The 19,322-nt window shown below is 72.0% G+C and carries 17 protein-coding genes; 8 read left to right on the top strand and 9 right to left on the bottom strand.

The window, feature by feature from the left end:
• Positions 1 to 3: 3 nt before the first annotated feature.
• The 3 genes from J4709_RS49170 to J4709_RS49160 form a co-directional block, all read right to left on the bottom strand.
• Positions 4 to 579, bottom strand: a complete 576-nt coding sequence (locus J4709_RS49170; RefSeq protein ID WP_208252408.1) for a TetR/AcrR family transcriptional regulator — start codon at positions 577 to 579, stop codon at positions 4 to 6.
• Positions 580 to 736: 157 nt separating this feature from the next.
• Positions 737 to 1,741: a DUF4192 domain-containing protein gene (locus tag J4709_RS49165; RefSeq protein WP_208252407.1), complete on the bottom strand. Its 1,005-nt coding sequence runs from the start codon at positions 1,739 to 1,741 to the stop codon at positions 737 to 739.
• Positions 1,742 to 1,802: 61 nt separating this feature from the next.
• Entirely contained in the window at positions 1,803 to 2,300 is a 498-nt protein-coding gene (locus J4709_RS49160) for a phosphoribosyltransferase (protein ID WP_173095575.1), read from the bottom strand.
• A 170-nt stretch (positions 2,301 to 2,470) separates the two neighbouring features.
• Between J4709_RS49160 and J4709_RS49155 the strand changes: the two genes are divergently transcribed.
• Positions 2,471 to 4,531: an ATP-dependent DNA helicase gene (locus J4709_RS49155; protein ID WP_208252448.1), complete on the top strand. Its 2,061-nt coding sequence runs from the start codon at positions 2,471 to 2,473 to the stop codon at positions 4,529 to 4,531.
• Between the two features lie 7 nt (positions 4,532 to 4,538).
• On the opposite strand, the gene J4709_RS49150 is transcribed toward J4709_RS49155, so the two are convergent.
• The 3 genes from J4709_RS49150 to J4709_RS49140 form a co-directional block, all read right to left on the bottom strand.
• A complete protein-coding gene (locus J4709_RS49150; RefSeq protein WP_208252406.1) occupies positions 4,539 to 5,750 on the bottom strand; it encodes a pyridoxal phosphate-dependent aminotransferase in 1,212 nt (403 codons plus the stop codon).
• Between the two features lie 95 nt (positions 5,751 to 5,845).
• Entirely contained in the window at positions 5,846 to 8,356 is a 2,511-nt protein-coding gene (locus J4709_RS49145) for an ABC transporter permease (protein ID WP_208252405.1), read from the bottom strand.
• On the bottom strand, positions 8,353 to 9,132 hold the full coding sequence (locus J4709_RS49140; RefSeq protein WP_208252404.1) for an ABC transporter ATP-binding protein: 780 nt from the start codon (positions 9,130 to 9,132) through the stop codon (positions 8,353 to 8,355). The genes J4709_RS49145 and J4709_RS49140 overlap by 4 nt, the downstream gene beginning before the upstream one ends.
• 241 nt (positions 9,133 to 9,373) lie before the next feature.
• Here J4709_RS49140 and J4709_RS49135 point away from each other — a divergent pair, with 241 nt between their 5' ends.
• The 4 genes from J4709_RS49135 to J4709_RS49120 all read left to right on the top strand — a co-directional run bounded on the left by J4709_RS49135 (position 9,374) and on the right by J4709_RS49120 (position 13,603).
• Positions 9,374 to 10,066, top strand: a complete 693-nt coding sequence (locus J4709_RS49135; protein ID WP_307802139.1) for a TetR/AcrR family transcriptional regulator — start codon at positions 9,374 to 9,376, stop codon at positions 10,064 to 10,066.
• 61 nt (positions 10,067 to 10,127) lie between these two features.
• Positions 10,128 to 11,129: an AurF N-oxygenase family protein gene (locus J4709_RS49130; RefSeq protein ID WP_208252403.1), complete on the top strand. Its 1,002-nt coding sequence runs from the start codon at positions 10,128 to 10,130 to the stop codon at positions 11,127 to 11,129.
• 2 nt (positions 11,130 to 11,131) lie between these two features.
• On the top strand, positions 11,132 to 12,700 hold the full coding sequence (locus J4709_RS49125; protein WP_208252402.1) for a flavin-containing monooxygenase: 1,569 nt from the start codon (positions 11,132 to 11,134) through the stop codon (positions 12,698 to 12,700).
• Positions 12,701 to 12,790: 90 nt separating this feature from the next.
• On the top strand, positions 12,791 to 13,603 hold the full coding sequence (locus J4709_RS49120) for an SDR family NAD(P)-dependent oxidoreductase (protein WP_208252401.1): 813 nt from the start codon (positions 12,791 to 12,793) through the stop codon (positions 13,601 to 13,603).
• Between the two features lie 59 nt (positions 13,604 to 13,662).
• Here the strand turns inward: J4709_RS49120 and ctaD are convergent, their stop codons facing one another.
• Positions 13,663 to 15,330 (bottom strand): aa3-type cytochrome oxidase subunit I, encoded by a 1,668-nt coding sequence (ctaD, locus tag J4709_RS49115; RefSeq protein ID WP_208252400.1) that lies wholly within the window; start codon positions 15,328 to 15,330, stop codon positions 13,663 to 13,665.
• A 92-nt stretch (positions 15,331 to 15,422) separates the two neighbouring features.
• On the opposite strand from ctaD, the gene J4709_RS49110 reads away from it, so the two are divergent.
• Entirely contained in the window at positions 15,423 to 15,920 is a 498-nt protein-coding gene (locus tag J4709_RS49110; RefSeq protein ID WP_208252399.1) for a 2-thiouracil desulfurase family protein, read from the top strand.
• On the opposite strand, the gene J4709_RS49105 is transcribed toward J4709_RS49110, so the two are convergent.
• Entirely contained in the window at positions 15,921 to 16,544 is a 624-nt protein-coding gene (locus tag J4709_RS49105; protein WP_208252398.1) for a TetR/AcrR family transcriptional regulator, read from the bottom strand. It abuts the gene before it with no gap.
• A 77-nt stretch (positions 16,545 to 16,621) separates the two neighbouring features.
• Here J4709_RS49105 and J4709_RS49100 point away from each other — a divergent pair, with 77 nt between their 5' ends.
• Positions 16,622 to 17,341, top strand: a complete 720-nt coding sequence (locus J4709_RS49100) for an SDR family NAD(P)-dependent oxidoreductase (RefSeq protein ID WP_208252397.1) — start codon at positions 16,622 to 16,624, stop codon at positions 17,339 to 17,341.
• 25 nt (positions 17,342 to 17,366) lie between these two features.
• Here J4709_RS49100 and J4709_RS49095 read toward each other — a convergent pair whose 3' ends face one another.
• A complete protein-coding gene (locus J4709_RS49095; RefSeq protein WP_208252396.1) occupies positions 17,367 to 18,311 on the bottom strand; it encodes an AraC family transcriptional regulator in 945 nt (314 codons plus the stop codon).
• Between the two features lie 83 nt (positions 18,312 to 18,394).
• Here J4709_RS49095 and J4709_RS49090 point away from each other — a divergent pair, with 83 nt between their 5' ends.
• The gene (locus tag J4709_RS49090; protein WP_208252395.1) at positions 18,395 to 19,231 is read left to right on the top strand and encodes an NAD(P)H-binding protein; all 837 of its coding nucleotides are present in this window, start codon (positions 18,395 to 18,397) and stop codon (positions 19,229 to 19,231) included.
• Positions 19,232 to 19,322 lie beyond the last annotated feature (91 nt).

The raw sequence follows: 19,322 nt of genomic DNA, 5'->3' as shown, positions 1-19,322 counted from the left end.
CGGTCAGGCGGGCGGCCAGTTCCGCAGCAGAACATCGAGGGCGTCCAGGGACCGATGCCAGGAGACGTCGACGTCCCGGGCAGCGCGCGAGTGGTCGAACCCGCCCGCCTCCTCCAGGCTCACGTAGCCGTGGAACACACCGCCCAGCAGCCGCACCGCGTCCGTCTGGTCGGGCTCCGCCAGGTCGTAGCCGCGCAGGATCGCCCGCATCATCTCCGCGTGCCGTCCCGCCGCACTGGCGGCCGCGGTCTCGGGATCGAGCCGCAGCCGCGCCGCCGCGTACCTTCCCGGGTGCTTCTTCGCGTACTCCCGGTAGGCGCCCGCGAACGCCACCAGCGCGTCCTTGCCCGCGCGCCCCGCGAGCGCGGCGGCGGCGTGGTCCGCGAGCTCGCCCAGCGCGAACACCGCCACCCGGGCCCTGAGGTCCTGCAGGTTCCTGACGTGCGAGTACAGGCTCGCGTCCTTGACCCCGAACCCGCGCGCGAGCGCGGACACCGTCACGTTCTCGAACCCGACCTCGTCGGCCAGCTCCGCCGCCGCCCGTACCAGCCGCTCCGCGCTCAGCCCCGCCCGCGCCATCCGCCCTCCTCGCTCACCTACACCAACTAACCACCTGCCTAACCCTCCAAGGAAATCCAACCACCCCACCCGCACAACGCCACGAGACGAACGGTGCGGTGCGGGCGGTGCGGTGCGGTGCGGGCGGTGTAGCGGGGGCGGGGCGGGGGTGGGTGGGTTAGCTGGCTTCTTGGGTGTCGTTATAGGCGTCCGCCAGTTGGCTCGGGGTCATGCCTATGCGGGCTTGGGCTGGTGGGATGCCGGCGTCGATGAGGCTGCGGAGCAGGACGGCCATGGAGTACGCGGGGTCGGACTCCAGGGCGCGTTCGAGGGCGACGTTGGCGAGGCCGCCGTCGCCCGCGGTGTAGGCGGCGAAGGCCAGGAGGGACGCGGGCGCCGGGACGTAGGGCGGTTCGACGCGGCGCAGGACGTCGCGCCAGAAGGCGATGTCGGCGGCTGGGGCGTCCTCGTCGATGCGGATCCACGCCTCGTCGCGGACGCGCAGGTCGGTGAGGAGGAAGCCGAGCCGGGCGACGTCGTCGTCGGTGGGCGGGGTGCCGCCGCGGGCGCGGGCGAGGACGCGGGGGACGTGGTCGAGGCCCTCGGCGGTGAGGCGGGACGGGAACCGGGGCGCGGGTTCGCGGGCCCAGCGCAGGAAGCGCCTCTCGACCCGTTCGGTGGCGCGCCGCATGGACTCGCGGACCGGGCCGTCGAAGGGCTGGACGGAGCGGACGAGTTCGTCCCGGTCGGCGAGGGCGACGTGGCCGGCGAGCGTGGCCTGCGCGGCGATGAGGCTGCTGGAGATGTCGAAGGGGGTGCCTTCGGCCGGGCAGCAGTCACCCTCGCAGGTGAGGGACCACCAGCGGCCGTCCCCGACCCGGACGGATTCCAGGACGTCGAGGCCGGCGGCGGTGAGGGCGGCGGCCGTGGCGCCCGCGGAGCCCTCCACCTCGTCCGCGGGCCCGTAGCCGAGCAGGAGCGCCTTGCGGAACCCGTTGCCCGACAGCAGGCCCGCGACGCGTTCCCCGGCCGGGGCGGGCACCGGTAAGTCGAGCCGGACGGCGCACGTGCCGTGCGGTCCGTCGTAGCCGATGACGACGAGGCTGCGGGCGGGGTGGAACCCCAGCAGGTAGGGAACGGCGGCTATGGCGTCCTGAGCGGAGCGGATGACCAGTGCTGTCATGCCTTCGACACTGGCAGCCCGCTCCGGACGGCCGATAGCGCGCAGCGAAATGTGGATAACCTCAGGCGTCGAGGATCTGCTGCGGCCGGCTGACGACGGGCGGCTCGGTCGACCAGGGGAAGTTGATCCAGCGGTCGGTGTGCCGCCAGACGTACTCGCACTTCACGCTGGAGTGCGGCTTCTCGTAGACGACGGCGCAGCGGACGTCGGCGACGTGGTCGGCGCAGAAGTCGCGGACGAGCTTGAGGGTGGCGCCGGTGTCGGCGACGTCGTCGGCGACCAGGACCTTGGCGCCGGACAGGTCGACGGCGTTCGGCACCGGCGGGAGCATGACCGGCAGTTCGAGGCGCTGGTCGACGCCGGTGTAGAACTCGACGTTCATCACGTGCAGGTTCTTGACGTCGAGGGCGTAGCCGAGGGACCCGGCGACGAACAGGCCGCCGCGGGCGATGGACAGGATCAGGTCGGGCCGGTAGCCGTCGGCAGCGATCTCCTGGGCCAGCTCACGCCCGGCCGTGCCGAACAACTCCCAGGTCAGGACTTCTCTTTCAGCAGACACGGCCCCTATCTTGGCCGACCCGTCCCAAAGGGCGTCAACCGGACCGGGCCGAGCCCGGCGGAGTGGTGCCCGTCACCGCGTCCGGGCGCGGGTGTCCGCCGCGGGCTGTAGCGTTGGGCGACGTGCCCGCCCCTGATCTGCTGACCGACAGCGACACCCAGATTCCGGACATGCCGACGCTGCTGTCCGCCGCCGTGGAGGCCATCGGGGGCGCCGAGCGCCCTGGTCAGGTGGAGATGGCGGGGGCGGTGGCGAAGGCCATCGCCTCGGGCGAGCACGTCGCCGCGCAGGCGGGCACCGGGACGGGCAAGTCGCTGGCCTATCTCGTCCCGGCGATCCGGTACGCGGTGGAGAAGCAGACCACGGTGGTGGTGTCGACCGCCACGATCGCGCTGCAGCGCCAGCTCGTCGACCGGGACCTGCCGCGGCTGGCCGAGGCGCTGAACCCGCTGCTCGGCCGGGAGCTGAAGTTCGCGATCCTGAAGGGCCGGCGCAACTACCTGTGCCTGCACCGGGTGCAGACGGGCGCGCCGGAGGAGGACGAGGGCGGCTCGGGCCTGTTCGACCCGCAGCAGCTGTCCAATCTTGGGCGCCAGGTCAAGCGGCTGAACGAGTGGGCCGAGGAGACGACCACCGGCGACCGCGACGAGCTGGTCCCCGGGGTGAGCGAGCAGGCGTGGCGGCAGGTGGCCGTCACCGCGAAGGAGTGCCTGGGCGCGCAGCGCTGCCCGCAGGGGACGGAGTGCTTCGCCGAGCTGGCGCGCGCCGAGGCGGGCGAGGCGCACATCGTGGTGACCAACCACGCGCTGCTGGCGATCGACGCGCTGGAGGAGTTCCAGGTCCTGCCGGAGCACGACGTGGTGATCGTGGACGAGGCGCACGAGCTGGTCGACCGGGTCACCTCGGTCGCGACGGGCGATGTGAGCGCGGCCGCGGTGGACACGGCGGCGCGGCGCTGCGGGCGCCTGGTCGAGGAGGGCGTCGCCGACCGGCTCAAGGAGGCCGCGGAGGGGCTCGGCGTCCTGCTGGAGGATCTGCCCGCAGGCCGTATGGACGTCCTGTCCCCCGCCTTGGGCAACACGCTCGCGGCCACGCGGGACGCGCTGCACGCGTGCGTCACGGCGATCGGCCCGGAGAAGAAGGACGCGGATCCGGGCGACATGGCCGCCCGGAAGGCGGCGCGGTCTTCGCTGGAGGATCTGCACGACACCGCCGTGCGGATGCTGGAGGCGTTCCAGCCGGAGATCTCGCAGCGGTTCGACGTGGTGTGGCTGGAGAAGCCGTTCGTCCAGGAGGGGCGCCCGAAGCGCCCGCCGGCGCTGCACGTCGCGCCGATCGGGGTGGGCGGCCTGCTGCGGACGACGCTGTTCGAGCAGCGCACGGCGGTGCTCACGTCGGCGACGCTGACGCTGGGCGGGTCGTTCGAGCCGCTGGCGCGGCAGTGGGGGCTGCCGCCGCTCGGCGAGAACGCGCCGAAGGACGCGCGGACGGCCGCCGAGGGCCTCGCGCAGACGGCGACCGACGGCGGGGACGCGAAGGACGGCAAGGAGCTCGTCTGGTCCGGTCTCGACGTCGGTTCCCCGTTCGACCATCCCAAGTCCGGCATCCTGTACGTGGCGCGGCATCTGCCGCAGCCCGGCCGGGACGGGCTCGCCGACGCCTACCTGACCGAGATCACCGAGCTGATCGAGGCGGCGGGCGGCCGGACGCTCGGGCTGTTCTCCTCGATGCGGGCGGCCCGGCAGGCCGCCGACGAGCTGAAGGACCACCTGTCGCACCCGCTGCTGTGCCAGGGCGAGGACTCCACGTCCCTGCTGGTCAAGCAGTTCGCGGAGGACGAGCGGACGTGCCTGTTCGGGACGCTGTCGCTGTGGCAGGGGGTGGACGTCCCGGGCCCGTCGCTGCAGCTGGTGATCATGGACCGGATCCCGTTCCCGCGCCCGGACGACCCGGTGTCGTCGGCGCGGTCGCGGGCGATCGCGGCGCGCGGCGGCAACGGGTTCATGTCGGTGGCGGCGACGCACGCGGCGCTGCTGCTGGCGCAGGGCGCGGGCCGGCTGCTGCGGTCGATGGACGACCGGGGCGTGGTCGCCGTGCTCGACCCGCGGCTGGCGACGGCCCGCTACGGCGGGTTCCTGAAGAACTCGCTGCCGCCGTTCTGGGCGACGACCGACCCGGACGTGGTGCGCGGCGCGCTGCGGCGCCTGGACGCCGCCGCGTCCGGGTCGTGACGGCCCGTCAGCGCCGGTAGGCGCTCAGGTAGTCGCCGATGCGGCCGACGGCCTCTTCGAGGTCGTCGGCGTACTGCAGGGTGACGACGCGGAAATGGTCGGTGGACGGCCAGTTGAACCCGGTCCCCTGCACGACGAGGATCTTCTGCTTTTCGAGCAGGTCGAGGGCGAAGCGCATGTCGTCCTCGATCGGGTACATCTCGGGGTCGAGCCGCGGGAACACGTACAGCGCGCCCTTCGGCCGGACGCAGCTGACGCCGGGCAGGTCGTTGAGCAGCTTCCAGGCGCGGTCGCGCTGCTCGCCGAGCCGGCCGGCGGGCAGGACGAGGTCGTCGATGCTCTGGTAGCCGCCGAGCGCGGCCTGGATCGCGTGCTGGCCGGGGACGTTGGGGCACAGCCGCATGTTGGCGAGGATGTCCAGGCCCTCGATGTAGGACTCGGCGTGCTCCTTGGGCCCGGACAGCACCACCCATCCGGACCGGAACCCGGCGACCCGGTAGTTCTTCGACAGCCCGCCGAAGGTGAGGCACAGCAGGTCGGGGGCCAGCGAGGCGATCGGGACGTGCACGGCGTCGTCGTAGAGGATCCGGTCGTAGATCTCGTCCGCGAAGACGATCAGATTGCGGCGGCGGGCGATCTCGACGATCTGGGTGAGCACCTCGCGCGGGTACACCGCGCCGGTCGGGTTGTTCGGGTTGATCAGCACGATCGCCCGGGTGCGGTCGCCGATCTTGGCCTCGATGTCGTCCAGGCTCGGCGCCCAGTCGGCGGCCTCGTCGCACAGGTAGTGGACGGGGGTGCCGCCGCACAGCGACACCGACGCCGTCCACAGCGGGTAGTCGGGCGCGGGGATCAGCACCTCGTCGCCGTCGTTGAGCAGCGCCTGCAGCGTCAGCACGATCAGCTCGGACACGCCGTTGCCGAGGTAGACGTCCTCGACGTCCAGGCCGGTGACGCCGTTGTCCTCGAACCGCTGCACGATGGCGCGGCGGGCGGGGAGGATGCCCTTGGAGTCGCTGTAGCCGTGCGCGTCCGGCAGGTTGCGGATCATGTCCTGGAGGAGCTCCGGCGGAGCCTCGAACCCGAACGGGGCGGGGTTGCCGATGTGCAGCTTGAGGATGTTGTGGCCCTCGGCCTCGAGCTGCTTGGCGCGCTTGAGCACCGGCCCGCGGATGTCGTAACAGACGTTGGTCAGCTTGCCCGACTGTGTGACCTGCATGGACACACACTATCCGCGCCGCGGCGCCGCGAGCCGCCCGGGCGGCCCGCCCCGCAGGCCCTGCGGGGCCTTGCGGGGCGGGGCCGTGGGCGGTGTCACGGTGCGGCGATCGAGGCGAGGATCGCCCCCCGGGCGGCCCGGCGGGCGGGCCTGATCGCCGCGAGCGCGCCCGCCGCAGCTCCGACCAGCGCGATCACGGTCAGCTGGACGGGCGGGGCGGCGAACGGGTTGCCGAGCGCGGCGCCGAGCCCCCAGCCGAGGAACACGCCGAGGCCGAGGCCGCCGGCGGTGCCGAACAGCGCGACGATCAGCGATTCCCAGCGCACCATCGAGCGGATCTGCGGCCGGGTCGCGCCGACGGCGCGCAGCAGCCCGAGCTCGCGGGTCCGCTCGTGCACCGACAGCGACAGCGTGTTGGCGATGCCGAGCAGCGCGATGATGATCGCGAGGGCGAGCATCCCGTAGACGACGGCGATGAAGCCGTTCATGTCGGACGTCTGCGCCGCGACGAACGCGCCGCGGGTCTCGACCTCGGGTGCTCCGTACGGCTTGGCGAGCGCGGTGAGGGCGCGCCGCGCCGAGGCGACGGACGCGCCCGGCCTCAGGTCGACGAAGGCACTCGTCATGAGCGGCTGCTTGGTGTGGGCGTCCCAGATCGCCGACGGGACGAGGTAGTCGCCGGTCAGGTCGGTCCGTTCGTAGACGGCGCCCACCGTGACCTGCCGGGTGGTGCCGTCGGCGAAGGTGAGGCCGACGGGCGAGCCGGCGTGCCAGCCGCGGTCGTCGGCGGCCTTCTTCGACACCGCGAACGTGCCGGGCCCGGCGAGGGACCCCTGCGTGACGTCGAGGTCCAGGACGCGGCCCAGCGCGGACGGGTCGCCCACGGACACGGTCGCGACGCGGCCGCCGACCCGCATGCCGCCGGTGCCGAGCCCGGCGATCCCGGCGACCTGCGGCAGCCGCCCCGCCTCGTCGACGAGCCGCGGGGCGAAGCCGCCGGTCTCGTTGCCGCCGCCGTCCACCACGAGCGGGCCCTTGAACGACCCGGCGACGCCGTCCTCCAGCGACGCGCGCAGCGTGCCGACGAACACCGTGAGCAGCGTGACGACGCCGACGCCGATCATCAGCGCGGTCGCGGCGCCGGCGGTGCGGCGCGGGCTGCGCGCGGCGTTGCCCCTGGCCAGCGCGCCGGGCACGCCCCGCAGCCGTGCGGCCGGGGCGCCGGCGAGGGCGGCGGCCGGGCGTGCCACGGCCGGTCCGAGCACGACCATCGCGACCAGGCAGAGCACCGCGCCGGCGGCGGCCATCGCCATCTGCCCGCCGGCCGCGCCCAGCACGACCGTGCCCGCGGCCACCGCCCCGAGCACCCCGCCGATGATCACCCGGGTGTCGGACGGCCGCGACGGCTCCGCCGCGACCTCGCGCAGCGCCGCCAGCGGCCGCACCCGCGACGCCCTCACCGCGGGCCCGATCGCCGCGACGAGCGTCACCAGCAGCCCGGCGGGCACCGCGACCAGCAGCGTCGTCGCGGAGACGGTGAGCCCCTCCATCGCGATCCCGATCCGGAACGTGGTGAACAGCAGCCTGAGCAGCGCGGCGAAGCCGAACCCGCCGGCGAGCCCGGCCAGGGTGGCGGCGCCGCCGATCACCAGCGCCTCGATCCCGGCGATCGACACGACCTGGCGGCGGCCGGCGCCGAGCGCGCGCAGCAGCGCCGACTCGCGGGTCCGCTGCGCCATCGTGATCGCGAACGTGTTGTGGATGCTGAACGCCGCGACGAACAGGGCGACGCCGCCGAACGCGCCGAGCACGATCCGGAACGTCTTCAGGAAGCCGTCCTGCACGGCGGTCATGCCCTCGTCGACCTGGGCGCGGTTGGTGACGGCCTCGGTCCCGGCGGGCAGCACCGGGCGGATCCGCGCGGCGAGCCGGTCCTGGCCGATCCCGCCGGCCGCGCGGACCGCGACGCTGCTGATGCGGCCGGGCGTCTTCGCGACGTACCGCTGCGCGCCCTCGAGGCTGAACGCGGTGAACGACGTCTCGCCGAACGCGTCCTCGCCGCCGAACCTGCTGATCCCGACGACCGTCACCGGGACGCGCTCGGGTGTGAGCACGGCCGTCCGGTCGCCGACCTTCAGCTTGCCCTGGTCGGCGAACAGTTTGTTGATGACGACCTCGTCCGGGGCGCGCGGCGCCCGTCCCTCGGCGAGCCGGTAGGGGTTGAGCTTCGGGTCGTTCAGCCAGTTCCCGGCGGTCCTCGGGCCGCGCGACGGGATGGTCGTCCCGTCCTTGGCGAGCAGCTGCCCGGACCCCTGGATGACGGGTTCGGCGTTCGCGACGCCGTTCACGCCGCGCACCTTGCCCAGTACCGACGCGTCGATCTGCCCGCGCGCGCCCCAGGGCGAGTCGCTGACCTTGGTGGAGTTGCGGACGCTGACGTCGCTCTTGCCGTAGGCGCCGGAGAAGTAGCCGCCGATGCTGGACGCGAGCGTGTCGCCGAGCACCAGCGTGCCGGTAAGGAACGTCACGCCGAGGAACACCGCGACCAGCGAGCCGACCATGCGGCGCTTGCGCCCCCACAGCTCCTTGAAGACGAGCCCGGTCATGACCGGTCCCCCAGCCCGCGCATCCGGTCGAGGACCCGGTCGGCCGTGGGCTCGTCCATCACGTCGACGATGCGCCCGTCGGCGAGGAACACGACCGCGTCGGCGTAGCCGGCGGCGACCGGATCGTGGGTCACCATCGCGACCGTCTGGCCGAGGTCGTCGACGGCGCCGCGCAGAAGGTCCAGCACCTCCGCGCCCGTACGGGAGTCGAGGTTGCCGGTCGGTTCGTCCGCGAACACGATCCGCGGACGGGTGACCAGTGCGCGCGCGAGCGCCACCCTCTGCTGCTGTCCGCCGGACAGTTCCGACGGCTTGTGAGTGAGCCGCTGCCCCAGCCGCAGTACGCGCACCACCGTGTCCAGCCACTCCGGGTCGGGGTGCGTGCCCGCCAGCGTCATCGGCAGGACGATGTTGTCCTTCGCGGTGAGCGTCGGGAGCAGGTTGAACGCCTGGAACACGAAGCCGATGCGCTCGCGCCGCAGCCGCGTCAGCCGCCGGTCCGAGAGCGACCCGAGTTCCTGGTCGCCCACGTAGACCTTGCCCGACGTGGCGTCCTCCAGGCCCGCCACGCAGTGCATCAGGGTCGATTTGCCGGCGCCGGACGGCCCCATGATGGCGGTGAAGCGCCCGGCGGGGAACGCCACGCTCACCTCGTCGAGCGCGCGCACCGCCATGTCGCCGGCCCCGTAGACCTTGGTGAGCCGTTCCGTGCGGGCGCCGCCCATGGCCGCGTCCGCCTCGCTGATGGTTCGTCTTGCCTCTGCCGCGTTTCCCATGGCCGGGATCGTCACGCGGCGGTACGGCCCGCGTCGTCCGGCTGCGAGAGGCACCGCACCTACCCCGGGGGCGGCACCGGCGCGCCCGCGCGTACCGCCGGGGCGGCAGCGCGGCCGGGCCGGGTACCCCGCCGGGTGTACTCCTCCGCCGCAAGATCAATAAGACGCGGTGTCCAATTGTGATGCGAGCAACATACAAGCAGGCTTGCTTGCTTGTAAGTGGGCTCGTACCGTCGGAGGCGTGTCAGTGAGCAGCCGCCGGCGCCGGCGCCACAGCAGCGGAACGCGCCGGACCCAGGAGGAGCGCCGGTCGTACACGCAGGCCAGGCTCCTCGAGGCCACCATGGAATGCCTCGTGGACCTCGGCTGGTCCGGCACGTCGACCACCGAGGTCGCCCGCCGCGCGGGCGTCTCGCGCGGGGCGCAGCAGCACCACTACCCGACCAAGATGATCCTGGTCGCGGCGGCGCTGGAGCACCTCCTCGAAGCGCAGCGGCTGGCGTACGAGACGGCGTTCGCGGTCCTGCCCAAGGAGCGCCGCAACGTCACCGGCGCGCTCGACCTGCTCTGGGAGGTCTTCCGCGGCCGCCCCGCCAAGGCGCTGATGGAGCTGGCGGTGGCGGCCCGCACCGACGAGGAGCTGCGCCCGCTCTGCGTCGACCTGAACGAGCGGATCCTGCAGACCATCGCCGAGACGTTCGAGCGGCTGTTCCCCGCGAACACGCTGCCGCCCGACTTCACCGACACGATGCTGCGCGGCCTGTTCGCGATGTTCGTCGGGCTGTCGATCCAGAACGCCCTCGACGACGATTCCCGCGGCCACCAGGCCGCCGTGCTCCGCCAGGTGAAGGAGATCGCGCAGCTGATCGTCCCGGAACCGGGCGGGAGCGTGCCGCAGCAGTCGCCCGCGGCGGCCGCCGCGGGCACCCCCTAGCCACGAAGAAGAGCCACCCCCGGCCCCCGCAGGCCGCACCACCCCCGAGGGAGCGCCTCACATGCCGAAAGCCCCCACCGAACTCGCCGACGAGGTCCGCGAGCAGGTCAAGGACAGGAAGTCGTACCTGGGCGTCGTCGACCGCCTGAACAAGGCGTCGGTCGACAAGCACTGGGAGGCCTACGCCGACATCCCGTGGGACGACCCCGAGTTCGTCGTCGACAAGAACGACCCGCGCTGGGTGCTGCCGCAGTTCGACCGGCTCGGCGAGACCGAGTGGTACCGGTCGCAGCCGCCGCAGATCCAGGCGCAGATCGGGCTGTGGCGGGTCGCCACCGCCATGAAGATCGGCCTGCAGTTCGAGAACCTGCTCAAGCGCGGGCTGCTCAACTACGCCTACCGGCTGCCGAACGGCCGCCCCGAGTTCCGGTACGTCTACCACGAGACGACCGAGGAATGTCACCACGGGATGATGTTCCAGGAGTTCGTGAACCGGACGAAGATGCCGATCCGCGGCATGCCGCGCTCGCTCAGCCTCATCGCGCAGGCCGCGCCGTGGATCCCGCTGGTCTCCACCGAGATGTTCTTCGTGTTCGTGCTCGGCGGCGAGGACCCGATCGACTACGTGCAGCGCAAGTCGCTCAAGGGCGGGCACATCAAGCACCCGCTCGAAGAGACGATCATGAAGATCCACATCGCGGAGGAGGCCCGGCACATCTCCTTCGCCCGGCACTACCTCAAGCACCGGATCCCGTCCATGAACCCGGCGCGCCGCCGCATCCTCGGCTTCGCCACCCCGATCGTGCTCGGCGTCATGGCGCGGATCATGCTGTCCCCGCCCGGGCCGCTGGTGCGGCACTTCAACATCCCGAAGGACGTCGTCCGGCAGGCCTACAAGAACCCGGCCGCGCAGGCGGAGATCTCCAACTCGGTCGGCAAGATCCGCGACCTGATGGCCGAGCTCGGCGTGATCGACCCGGTGAACCGGCGGGTCTGGAAGGCGTTCGGCATCTGGGACAAGCCCGGGACGCGGCGTCCCGTCGAGCCGTCCAAGGCCGCGTGAGCATGGCCGGGGCGAACGGCGCCGGCGCGCCCGCCGCGCCGCGTCCCGCCGTGGTGACGCCGGCGGCGGGACGCGGCGGCGCGTACAAGGCCGTCATCATCGGGACGGGCTTCTCCGGCCTCGGCATGGCGATCGGGCTGAAGAAGGCCGGCGTGCACGACTTCGTCATCCTGGAGAAGGCGGACGAGGTCGGCGGCACGTGGCGGGAGAACACCTATCCCGGCTGCGCCTGCGACATCATGTCGCTGCTGTACTCCTACTCGTTCGAGCCGAAGAACGACTGGTCGCGGATGTTCCCCAAGCAGGGCGAGCTGCTGCAGTACATCAAGGACATCGTCGACAAGTACGAGCTGGCGCAGCACATCAGGTTCGGCACCGAGGTGACCGCCGCGGAGTACGACGACGCCACCGACACCTGGCAGGTGTCGATCGAGGGCGCGGGCGCCGAGCCCGGCGAGACCGTCCGGGGACGGGCGCTCGCCGCGGGCATGGGCCCGCTGCACCAGCCGAACGTCCCCGACCTGCCGGGCCTCGCGTCGTTCGAGGGGAGGACGTTCCACTCCGCCGAGTGGGACCACTCCTACGACCTGGCCGGCAAGCGCGTCGCGGTGATCGGGACGGGCGCGTCGGCGATCCAGTTCGTCCCGCAGATCGCGAAGACGGCCGGGTCGCTGACGGTGTTCCAGCGGACGCCTCCGTGGATCATGCCGAAGCCGGACCGCCGGGTGACGGGGCTGGAGAAGGCGCTGTTCCGGCGCGTCCCCGGCTTCCAGCGCGGCTACCGCAACGGCATCTACCTGCTGCAGGAGAGCTTCGTCCTCGGGTTCAAGAACCCGCGGCTGCTGAAGGCCGCGAGCTCGATCGCGCAGTGGCACCTGGCCCGCCAGGTGCCCGACCGCGAGCTGCGCCGCAAGCTCACGCCCGGCTACACGATGGGCTGCAAGCGGACGCTGGTGTCCAGCGACTACTTCCCGGCGCTGATGCGGCCGAACGTGGAACTGACCACCGAGGGCGTCGCCGAGGTCCGCGAGCGCTCGATCGTCACGCGGGACGGCCGCGAGCACGAGGTCGACGCGATCATCTTCGGCACCGGGTTCCACGTCACCGACGCGTTCGAGAACGCGCGGATCACGGGCCGCGGCGGGCTGAAGATCCAGGACGCGTGGAAGGACGGCATCGAGGCGCACCTCGGCGTCGCGGTGAAGGGCTTCCCGAACCTGTTCCTGCTGCTCGGCCCGAACTCCGGCCTCGGCCACAACTCGATGATCTTCATCATCGAGGCGCAGGTCCGCTACGTCCTGCAGTGCCTGGCGATGCTCGACGGGGCGGGCGCCTCCCGGATCTCGGTGAAGCCGTCCGTGCAGGACCGCTTCAACGCCTGGGTGCAGCGCAAGTCCGAGGGCGCGGTGTGGGTGGCCGGCGGCTGCGACAGCTGGTACCTGGACCGCAACGGCGTCAACCGGGCCGCCTGGCCCGCGTCGACGGTGAACTACTGGCTGCGGACGCGCCGCCTCGACCCGCGCGACTTCCGGGTGGAGGGGCGCGACGAGCCGGCGGTCCCCGCTTCGTAGCCGGGTGAGTGTCGGCGCCGCCGCCCCACCCCGTAGAATCCCCGCAATTGAACACAACATCCAATTAGCACATCGAGCGGAGCGCGCAACATGAGCATCGCGATCGTGACCGGAGGCGCATCCGGCATCGGCCGTGCGATCGCCACGTCCCTGGTGGCGCGCGGCGACACCGTCGTGGTCAGCGACATCAACGCCGACGGCGCCGCGGCCGTCGCCGACAAGCTGAACACCCTCGGCAAGGGCAAGGCGTCCGCCGCCCCCCTCGACGTCACCGACGCCGACGCCGTCACCGACCTCTACAAGCGCGTGAAGGCCGAGAACGGCCGGCTCGACCTGGTGTTCAACAACGCCGGCATCGCGATCGGCGGGCTGGCCGAGGAGCTCACCCTCGACCACTGGAACCGCGCGATCGACATCAACCTCAAGGGCGTCGTGCACGGCGTGCACGCCGCGTACCCGATCATGCTGGAGCAGGGCCGCGGGCACATCGTCAACACCGCCTCGCTCGCCGGGCTCGTCCCGATGCCGATCGGCATCCCCTACACCGCCACCAAGCACGCCGTCGTCGGCCTGTCGCTCGGCCTGCGCGCCGAGGCCGCCGGACGCGGCGTCAAGGTCAGCGTGGTCTGCCCGAGCTTCGTCGACACCCCCCTGCTGCACAACGTCAACCCGGACCTGCCGGAGACGGCGCTGAGCGGCAACGCCACCGAGGACATCGCCAAGGCGTCGCCGCGCCTCTACACCGCCGAGAAGCTCGCGCGCGACATCATGAAGGGCGTCGCCAAGAACCAGGCGCTCATCGTCGCGCCCGCGCACGGCCGCCTCGCCTGGCGCGGTGTCCGCCTCAACCCGGCCGCCGCGGTCCGCGTCGCACAGATCGCCGTCAGCCGCATCTCCAAGTAACCCTCCAGCCGTCGTACAGCAGCCGCCCGCGCACGCTCCCCAAGCGCGCGCGGGCGTCCTCATGTCTTATCCGGGGCGCCGGGCGCGGCCTCAGCCTCTGCTGCCTTCGGGTGATGCAGGTCGAAGGCGGGCCTTTCCGAGCGGATCCGCGGGATCGAGGCGAAGTTGTGCCGCGGCGGCGGGCACGACGTCGCCCATTCCAGCGAATTGCCATAGCCCCACGGGTCGTCCACCTGGACCCGCGTGCCGCGGCGCGACGTCAGGTACACGTTGTAGATGAAGAACAGCGTCGATACCCCGAGCAGGAACGCCCCGGCGCTGGAGACCCGGTTCAGTCCCGTGAACTCCTTGGCATAGTCGGCGTAGCGGCGCGGCATCCCCTCGGCGCCCAGCCAGTGCTGGACGAGGAACGTCGTGTGGAAACCGATGAACAGCGTCCAGAAGTGAACCTTCCCCCACGCCTCGTTGAGCATCTTCCCGGTCATCTTCGGCCACCAGAAGTAGAAGCCGGAGAACATCGCGAACACGACCGTCCCGAAGACGACGTAATGGAAGTGCGCCACCACGAAGTAGGAGTCCTGCACCTGGAAGTCCAGCGGCGGCGACGCGAGGATGACGCCCGTCAGCCCGCCGAACAGAAACGTCACGAGGAATCCCACGGCGAACAGCATCGGCGTCTCGAAACTGAGGTTGCCGCGCCACATCGTCCCGACCCAGTTGAAGAACTTCACCCCGGTCGGCACCGCGATGAGGAACGACATGAACGAGAAGAACGGCAGCAGGACCCGGCCCGTCGTGAACATGTGGTGCGCCCACACCGACATCGACAGCCCTGCGATCACCATCGTGGCGCCGACCATCCCGAGATAGCCGAACAGCGGTTTGCGGCTGAACACCGGGATGACCTCGGTGACGATCCCGAAGAACGGCAGCGCGATGATGTACACCTCGGGATGCCCGAAGAACCAGAACAGATGCTGCCAGGTCAGTGCCCCGCCGTAGGCCGCGTCGAACACGTGCGAGCCGAACCGGCGGTCCGACTCCAGGCACAGCAGCGCCGCCGCGAGCACCGGAAAGGCCAGCAGCACCAGCAGGCTCGTCAGGAACACGTTCCAGGTGAAGATCGGCAGCCGGAACATCGTCATTCCCGGCGCCCGCATCCCGATGATCGTGGTGATGAAGTTGACGCCGCCGAGGATCGTCCCGAACCCCGACAGCGCGAGCCCCATCACCCACATGTCGCCGCCGATGCCCGGCGTGCGCAGCGCGCTGTTCAGCGGCGCGTACGCCGTCCAGCCGAAACTCGCCGCGCCGCCAGGCGAGACGAACGACCCGAACACGATCAGGCCGCCGAGCAGGAACAGCCAGTAGCTCAGCATGTTCAGCCGCGGGAACGCCACGTCCGGCGACCCGATCTGCAGCGGCATCACCACGTTCGCGAAACCGACGAACAACGGCGTTGCGAACAGCAGCAGCATCACCGTGCCGTGCATCGTGAACAGCTGGTTGTACTGCTCGTTGGAGACGAACTGCAGGCCCGGGGAGGCGAGCTCCGCCCGCATCACCATCGCCATCAGTCCGGCCAGCAGGAAGAACACAAACGAGGTGGTCAGATACAGATATCCGATCACCTTGTGGTCGGTGGTGGTCAGCCAGGACACCAGGACCGAGCCCCGGGGGCGTGCCTCGGAAGGCGCCTCCGGGAGTCGACGGCCGAGAAGGACCATGCCGGGCTCCCAATCGACGGGGGATGCCCTCACTATTCGCCGGGCACCAGAGGGGCGCAAGACATCTCCGCGTCCCGCATAGGCTGAAAGGCGTGGAGCGCATACTGGTCAGTTCCTGCCTCGTGGGACGGCCCGTCCGATACGACGGGGCCGCCAAACCGGTGGGCGGCGCCCTCGTCGAGCGGTGGCGCGCGGAGGGGCGGCTCGTCCCGTTCTGCCCGGAGGTCTCCGGCGGCCTGCCCGTCCCCCGGCCGCCCGCCGAGATCGTCGGCGGGGACGGCGGCGACGTCCTGGACGGCACCGCCCGGGTCGTCACCGACGCCGGCGCCGACGTGACGGCCGAGTTCCTGCGCGGCGCCCGCCTCGCGCTGGCCGCCGCCGAGCGGTCCGGCGCCCGCATCGCGCTGCTGAAGGAGGGCAGCCCGTCCTGCGGCAGCGGCCGCGTCTACGACGGCACGTTCTCGGGCGCGCCGGTCCCCGGAGCCGGTGTGACGACCGCCCTGCTGCGCCGCGCGGGCATCAGCGTCTTCGGCGAGGACGACCTCGACGCCGTCCAGGAGCTACTGACCGGCCTGGAGCAGGCGCCCTGATCAGCCGCCGCCCATGATCGCGGCCATCTGATCCGGTGACAGCGCGGGGACGGGCAGCGGACGCGCCGCGCCCGCGCGCAGGCCGTCGAGGAAGAGGCCGAGGAACCGGCGCCAGACCGCGTCCCCCGACTCGCGGATGATCTGGGACATCGCCCACATCAGCGGCACGATGTCGGTGACCTCGAAGTCGCCCCGCAGCTGCCCGGCCTCCTTGGCCCGCTCGACGATCCGGGCCAGGTGCGCGAAGCCGCGATCGCACGCCTCGCTGAGCTCGGACGCGAGCGGGAATCGGCGCGCGAGCACGTCGTTCAGTCCCCGGTCCGCCGCCTGCAGCGCGACGATCCCCTCGACGAAGGCGGCGAACCCCGCCCAGGGATCGGGGTCGTCCAGTGCCGCCGCGGCGAGCCGGTCGAGTTCGGCCAGCCGGACGGGGAAGATCGCGTCGAAGAGATCCTGCCGTGCGTGGAAGTGGTTGTAGAGCGTGCCGATGCTGACCCCGGCGCGGCGCGCGACCTCCTCCAGCGGCGCGTCGAGACCGCGGTCCCCGAACACCTGCGCCGCGGCCGCCACCAGCTTCTCGCGGTTCCGCGCGGCGTCGGCCCGCACCGGCCTGCTCCTGGACATACCGCCATCCTATGAAGTTGAGGAAACCCTCAAGTTCCGGTTAAGTTGAGGGCATTCTCAACTTCTTGGAGGTCCCCATGACCGCGACGACCGTCGTCATCGGCGCCGGCCCCGGGCTCGGCCTGTCGATTGCCCATCGGTTCGGCCGCGAAGGGCGCCCCGTCGCCCTCGTCTCCCGCAACGCGGCGCGCCACCCCGGCTACCTCGCGTCGCTCGCGTCCGCCGGCGTCGAGGCGACGGCCCACGCGGCCGACGTCCGCGACCGCGACGCGCTCCGCCGCGCCCTCGACGACATCACCGCACGGCACGGCGCGATCGACGTCGTCTACTACGGCCCCGGCGCCGCCGACCCCACCGCCCGTCCCGCGCCCATTACCGAGACCGACGTACCGGCCGTGCAGGACGCGATGAGCTGGCTCTACCCGGCGATCGACATCGTCGGCGCGGTCCTGCCCGGCATGCTGGAGCGCGGAAACGGCGGCCTGCTGTTCGCCGGCGGCCTCAGCTCCGTCGTCCCGATGCCGGTCCTCGGAAGCCTGGCGCTCTCGTCCGCCGCCCTGCGCAACTACGCCGTCACCCTGAACGCCGCCCTCGCCGACCGGGGCGTCTACGCCGGGACGCTCACCATCGGCGGCGTCATCGAGCGCGGCGACATCCACAGCGCGATCGTCGCCCAGCCCGACCTCGTCGGCGGCATGGAGATCCGCACGCTCGACCCCGACGCCCTCGCCGACACCGCCTGGGACCTCTACAAGAACCGCGACCGGGCCGAAGCCACCTTCAACGTCCTCGCCTGACCCGTACCTCCGCGGTACGACCGGGTCAGCCCGTCCCGCGCCGCCAGCCGGACGGGCTGACGCCCCGGACGCGCTTGAAGGCCACGCTGAAGGCGAACGCGTCCGCGTACCCGACGTCGCGCCCCACGGCGGCGATCGTCGCGTCGGTGTCGCGCAGCAGGTCCGCCGCGAGGGTCATCCGCCAGCCGGTGAGGTAGGTGAGCGGCGGCTCGCCCACCAGACTGGTGAACCGCGCCGCGAACACCGCCCGGGACATCCCCACCTCGGCGGCCAGCGCGGCGACCGTCCACCGGCGCGCCGGGTCCTCGTGCAGCAGCCGCAGCGCCTCACCGACCGCCGGATCCCCCAGCGCCCCGTACCAGGACGGCAGCTCCGAATCCGGCCGCGCGCACCAGGCCCGCAGGGCCAGGACGAGCACCAGGTCCAGCAGCCGGTGGAGGACGGCGTCCTGGCCGGGCTCCTCGCGGCCGACCTCGGCGGCGAGCAGGTCCAGCGCGCCCCGCGTCCGCGGTCCCGCCGGGACGACCGCCACCGGAGGGAGCATCTCGAGGATCCGGCCGCCGACATCTCCGTGCAGTTCGTAGGCACCGCGGAGCATGACCGTGGCGCCGGGGAGGCCATCGCCGTAGGTGCGGGGAGCCAGGTTCCATTCCCCGCCCGCGACCGGATCACCGCTGCCGGCCCGGTACTTCCGCCCCTGCCTGATCACTACCTGGGACGGCGTGGACGGGTCGTCCGCGATCGTGTACTCACCGGCGGCGGTGATCAGTGCGATGTCCCCCGCGGCGAGAGAGACCGGTGCGGCGCCCGCCTCGTCCAGCCGGACCGCGGCACAGCCGCCCAGCGTCGCCACGACCGTAAGAGCGGCCGCGTCGGCGAACGTCAGCGCCCATGGCGGCCGCTGGACCAGCTGCCTGACCAGCGCATCCCCGGCGCGTGCCCGGTGCAGCAGATCGCTCAGGACGTCCATGCCGCACACGCTAGACGATGACAAAGGAAACCGAGACGTCCTCCCATGGATCGTCTGGCGGGTCCTGCGGTTGCCTAGGGGGCATGGAGAACACGCTCATTCTCGGCGCCACCGGCAAGACCGGCCGCCGCGTCGTCCGGCGGATGCGCGCCGCCGGCCATTTCGTCCGCACCGCGTCCCGCACGGGCAGCGACGTGACCTTCGACCTCGGCGACCCGGCGACCTGGCCCGCCGCCCTCGACGGCGCCACGGCCATCTACCTCCTGGAGCCCGTCCTCCAGCCGGTGCCCGACCGCGCAGCGCGCATGCCCAAGTTCGTGACCGAGGCGGTCGGCGCGGGTGTGCAGCGCCTCGTCCTGCTGTCCGCTCACGGTGTCGGCGACGCCCCTGACGACCACCCGCTGAAGTCCGCCGAGCTGGCCGTGCGCGAGTCCGGGGTCGGCTGGACGATCCTGCGGCCCGGCTGGTTCGCGCAGAACTTCAGCGAGTCGTTCTGGAAGCCCTGGGTCCTCAGCGGGACCGTGGCCGTGCCCACCGGCGACGGCCGCACCCCGTTCGTCGACGCCGAGGACATCGCGGAGGTCGCGATGGCCGCCCTGACCGATGACCGCCATCGCGACCAGATGTACCAACTGACCGGGCCACGTGCGATCAGCTTCGCCGAGGCCGCCGAACTCATCGGCAAGGCCGCCGGCCGCACGGTCCGCCATGTCGATGTGACGACGGAGGCCTTCATCGAACGGCTGGTCTCCAACGGCGTCCATGCCGATGCCGCCCGGCTCCTCGCCGGCCTCCTCGCCGCAATAAGCGACGACGGGGAAGCCGCGGTGTCGGACGGCGTCGAGCGCGCCCTCGGACGGCCGGCCAGGCCGTTCGAGGACTACGTCGCCGAAGCCGCCGCCGCGGGCCACTGGGCCTGACCCCGGAAATGCGGAAGGCCCCGCCGTAAACGGCGGGGCCTTCCTAATATGAGTCCGGCGGTGTCCTACTCTCCCACACAGTCTCCCATGC

The organism is Actinomadura violacea (assembly GCF_017573465.1).
Taxonomy (GTDB): domain Bacteria; phylum Actinomycetota; class Actinomycetes; order Streptosporangiales; family Streptosporangiaceae; genus Spirillospora; species Spirillospora violacea.
This window is presented reverse-complemented; position numbering and strand designations above follow the sequence as displayed.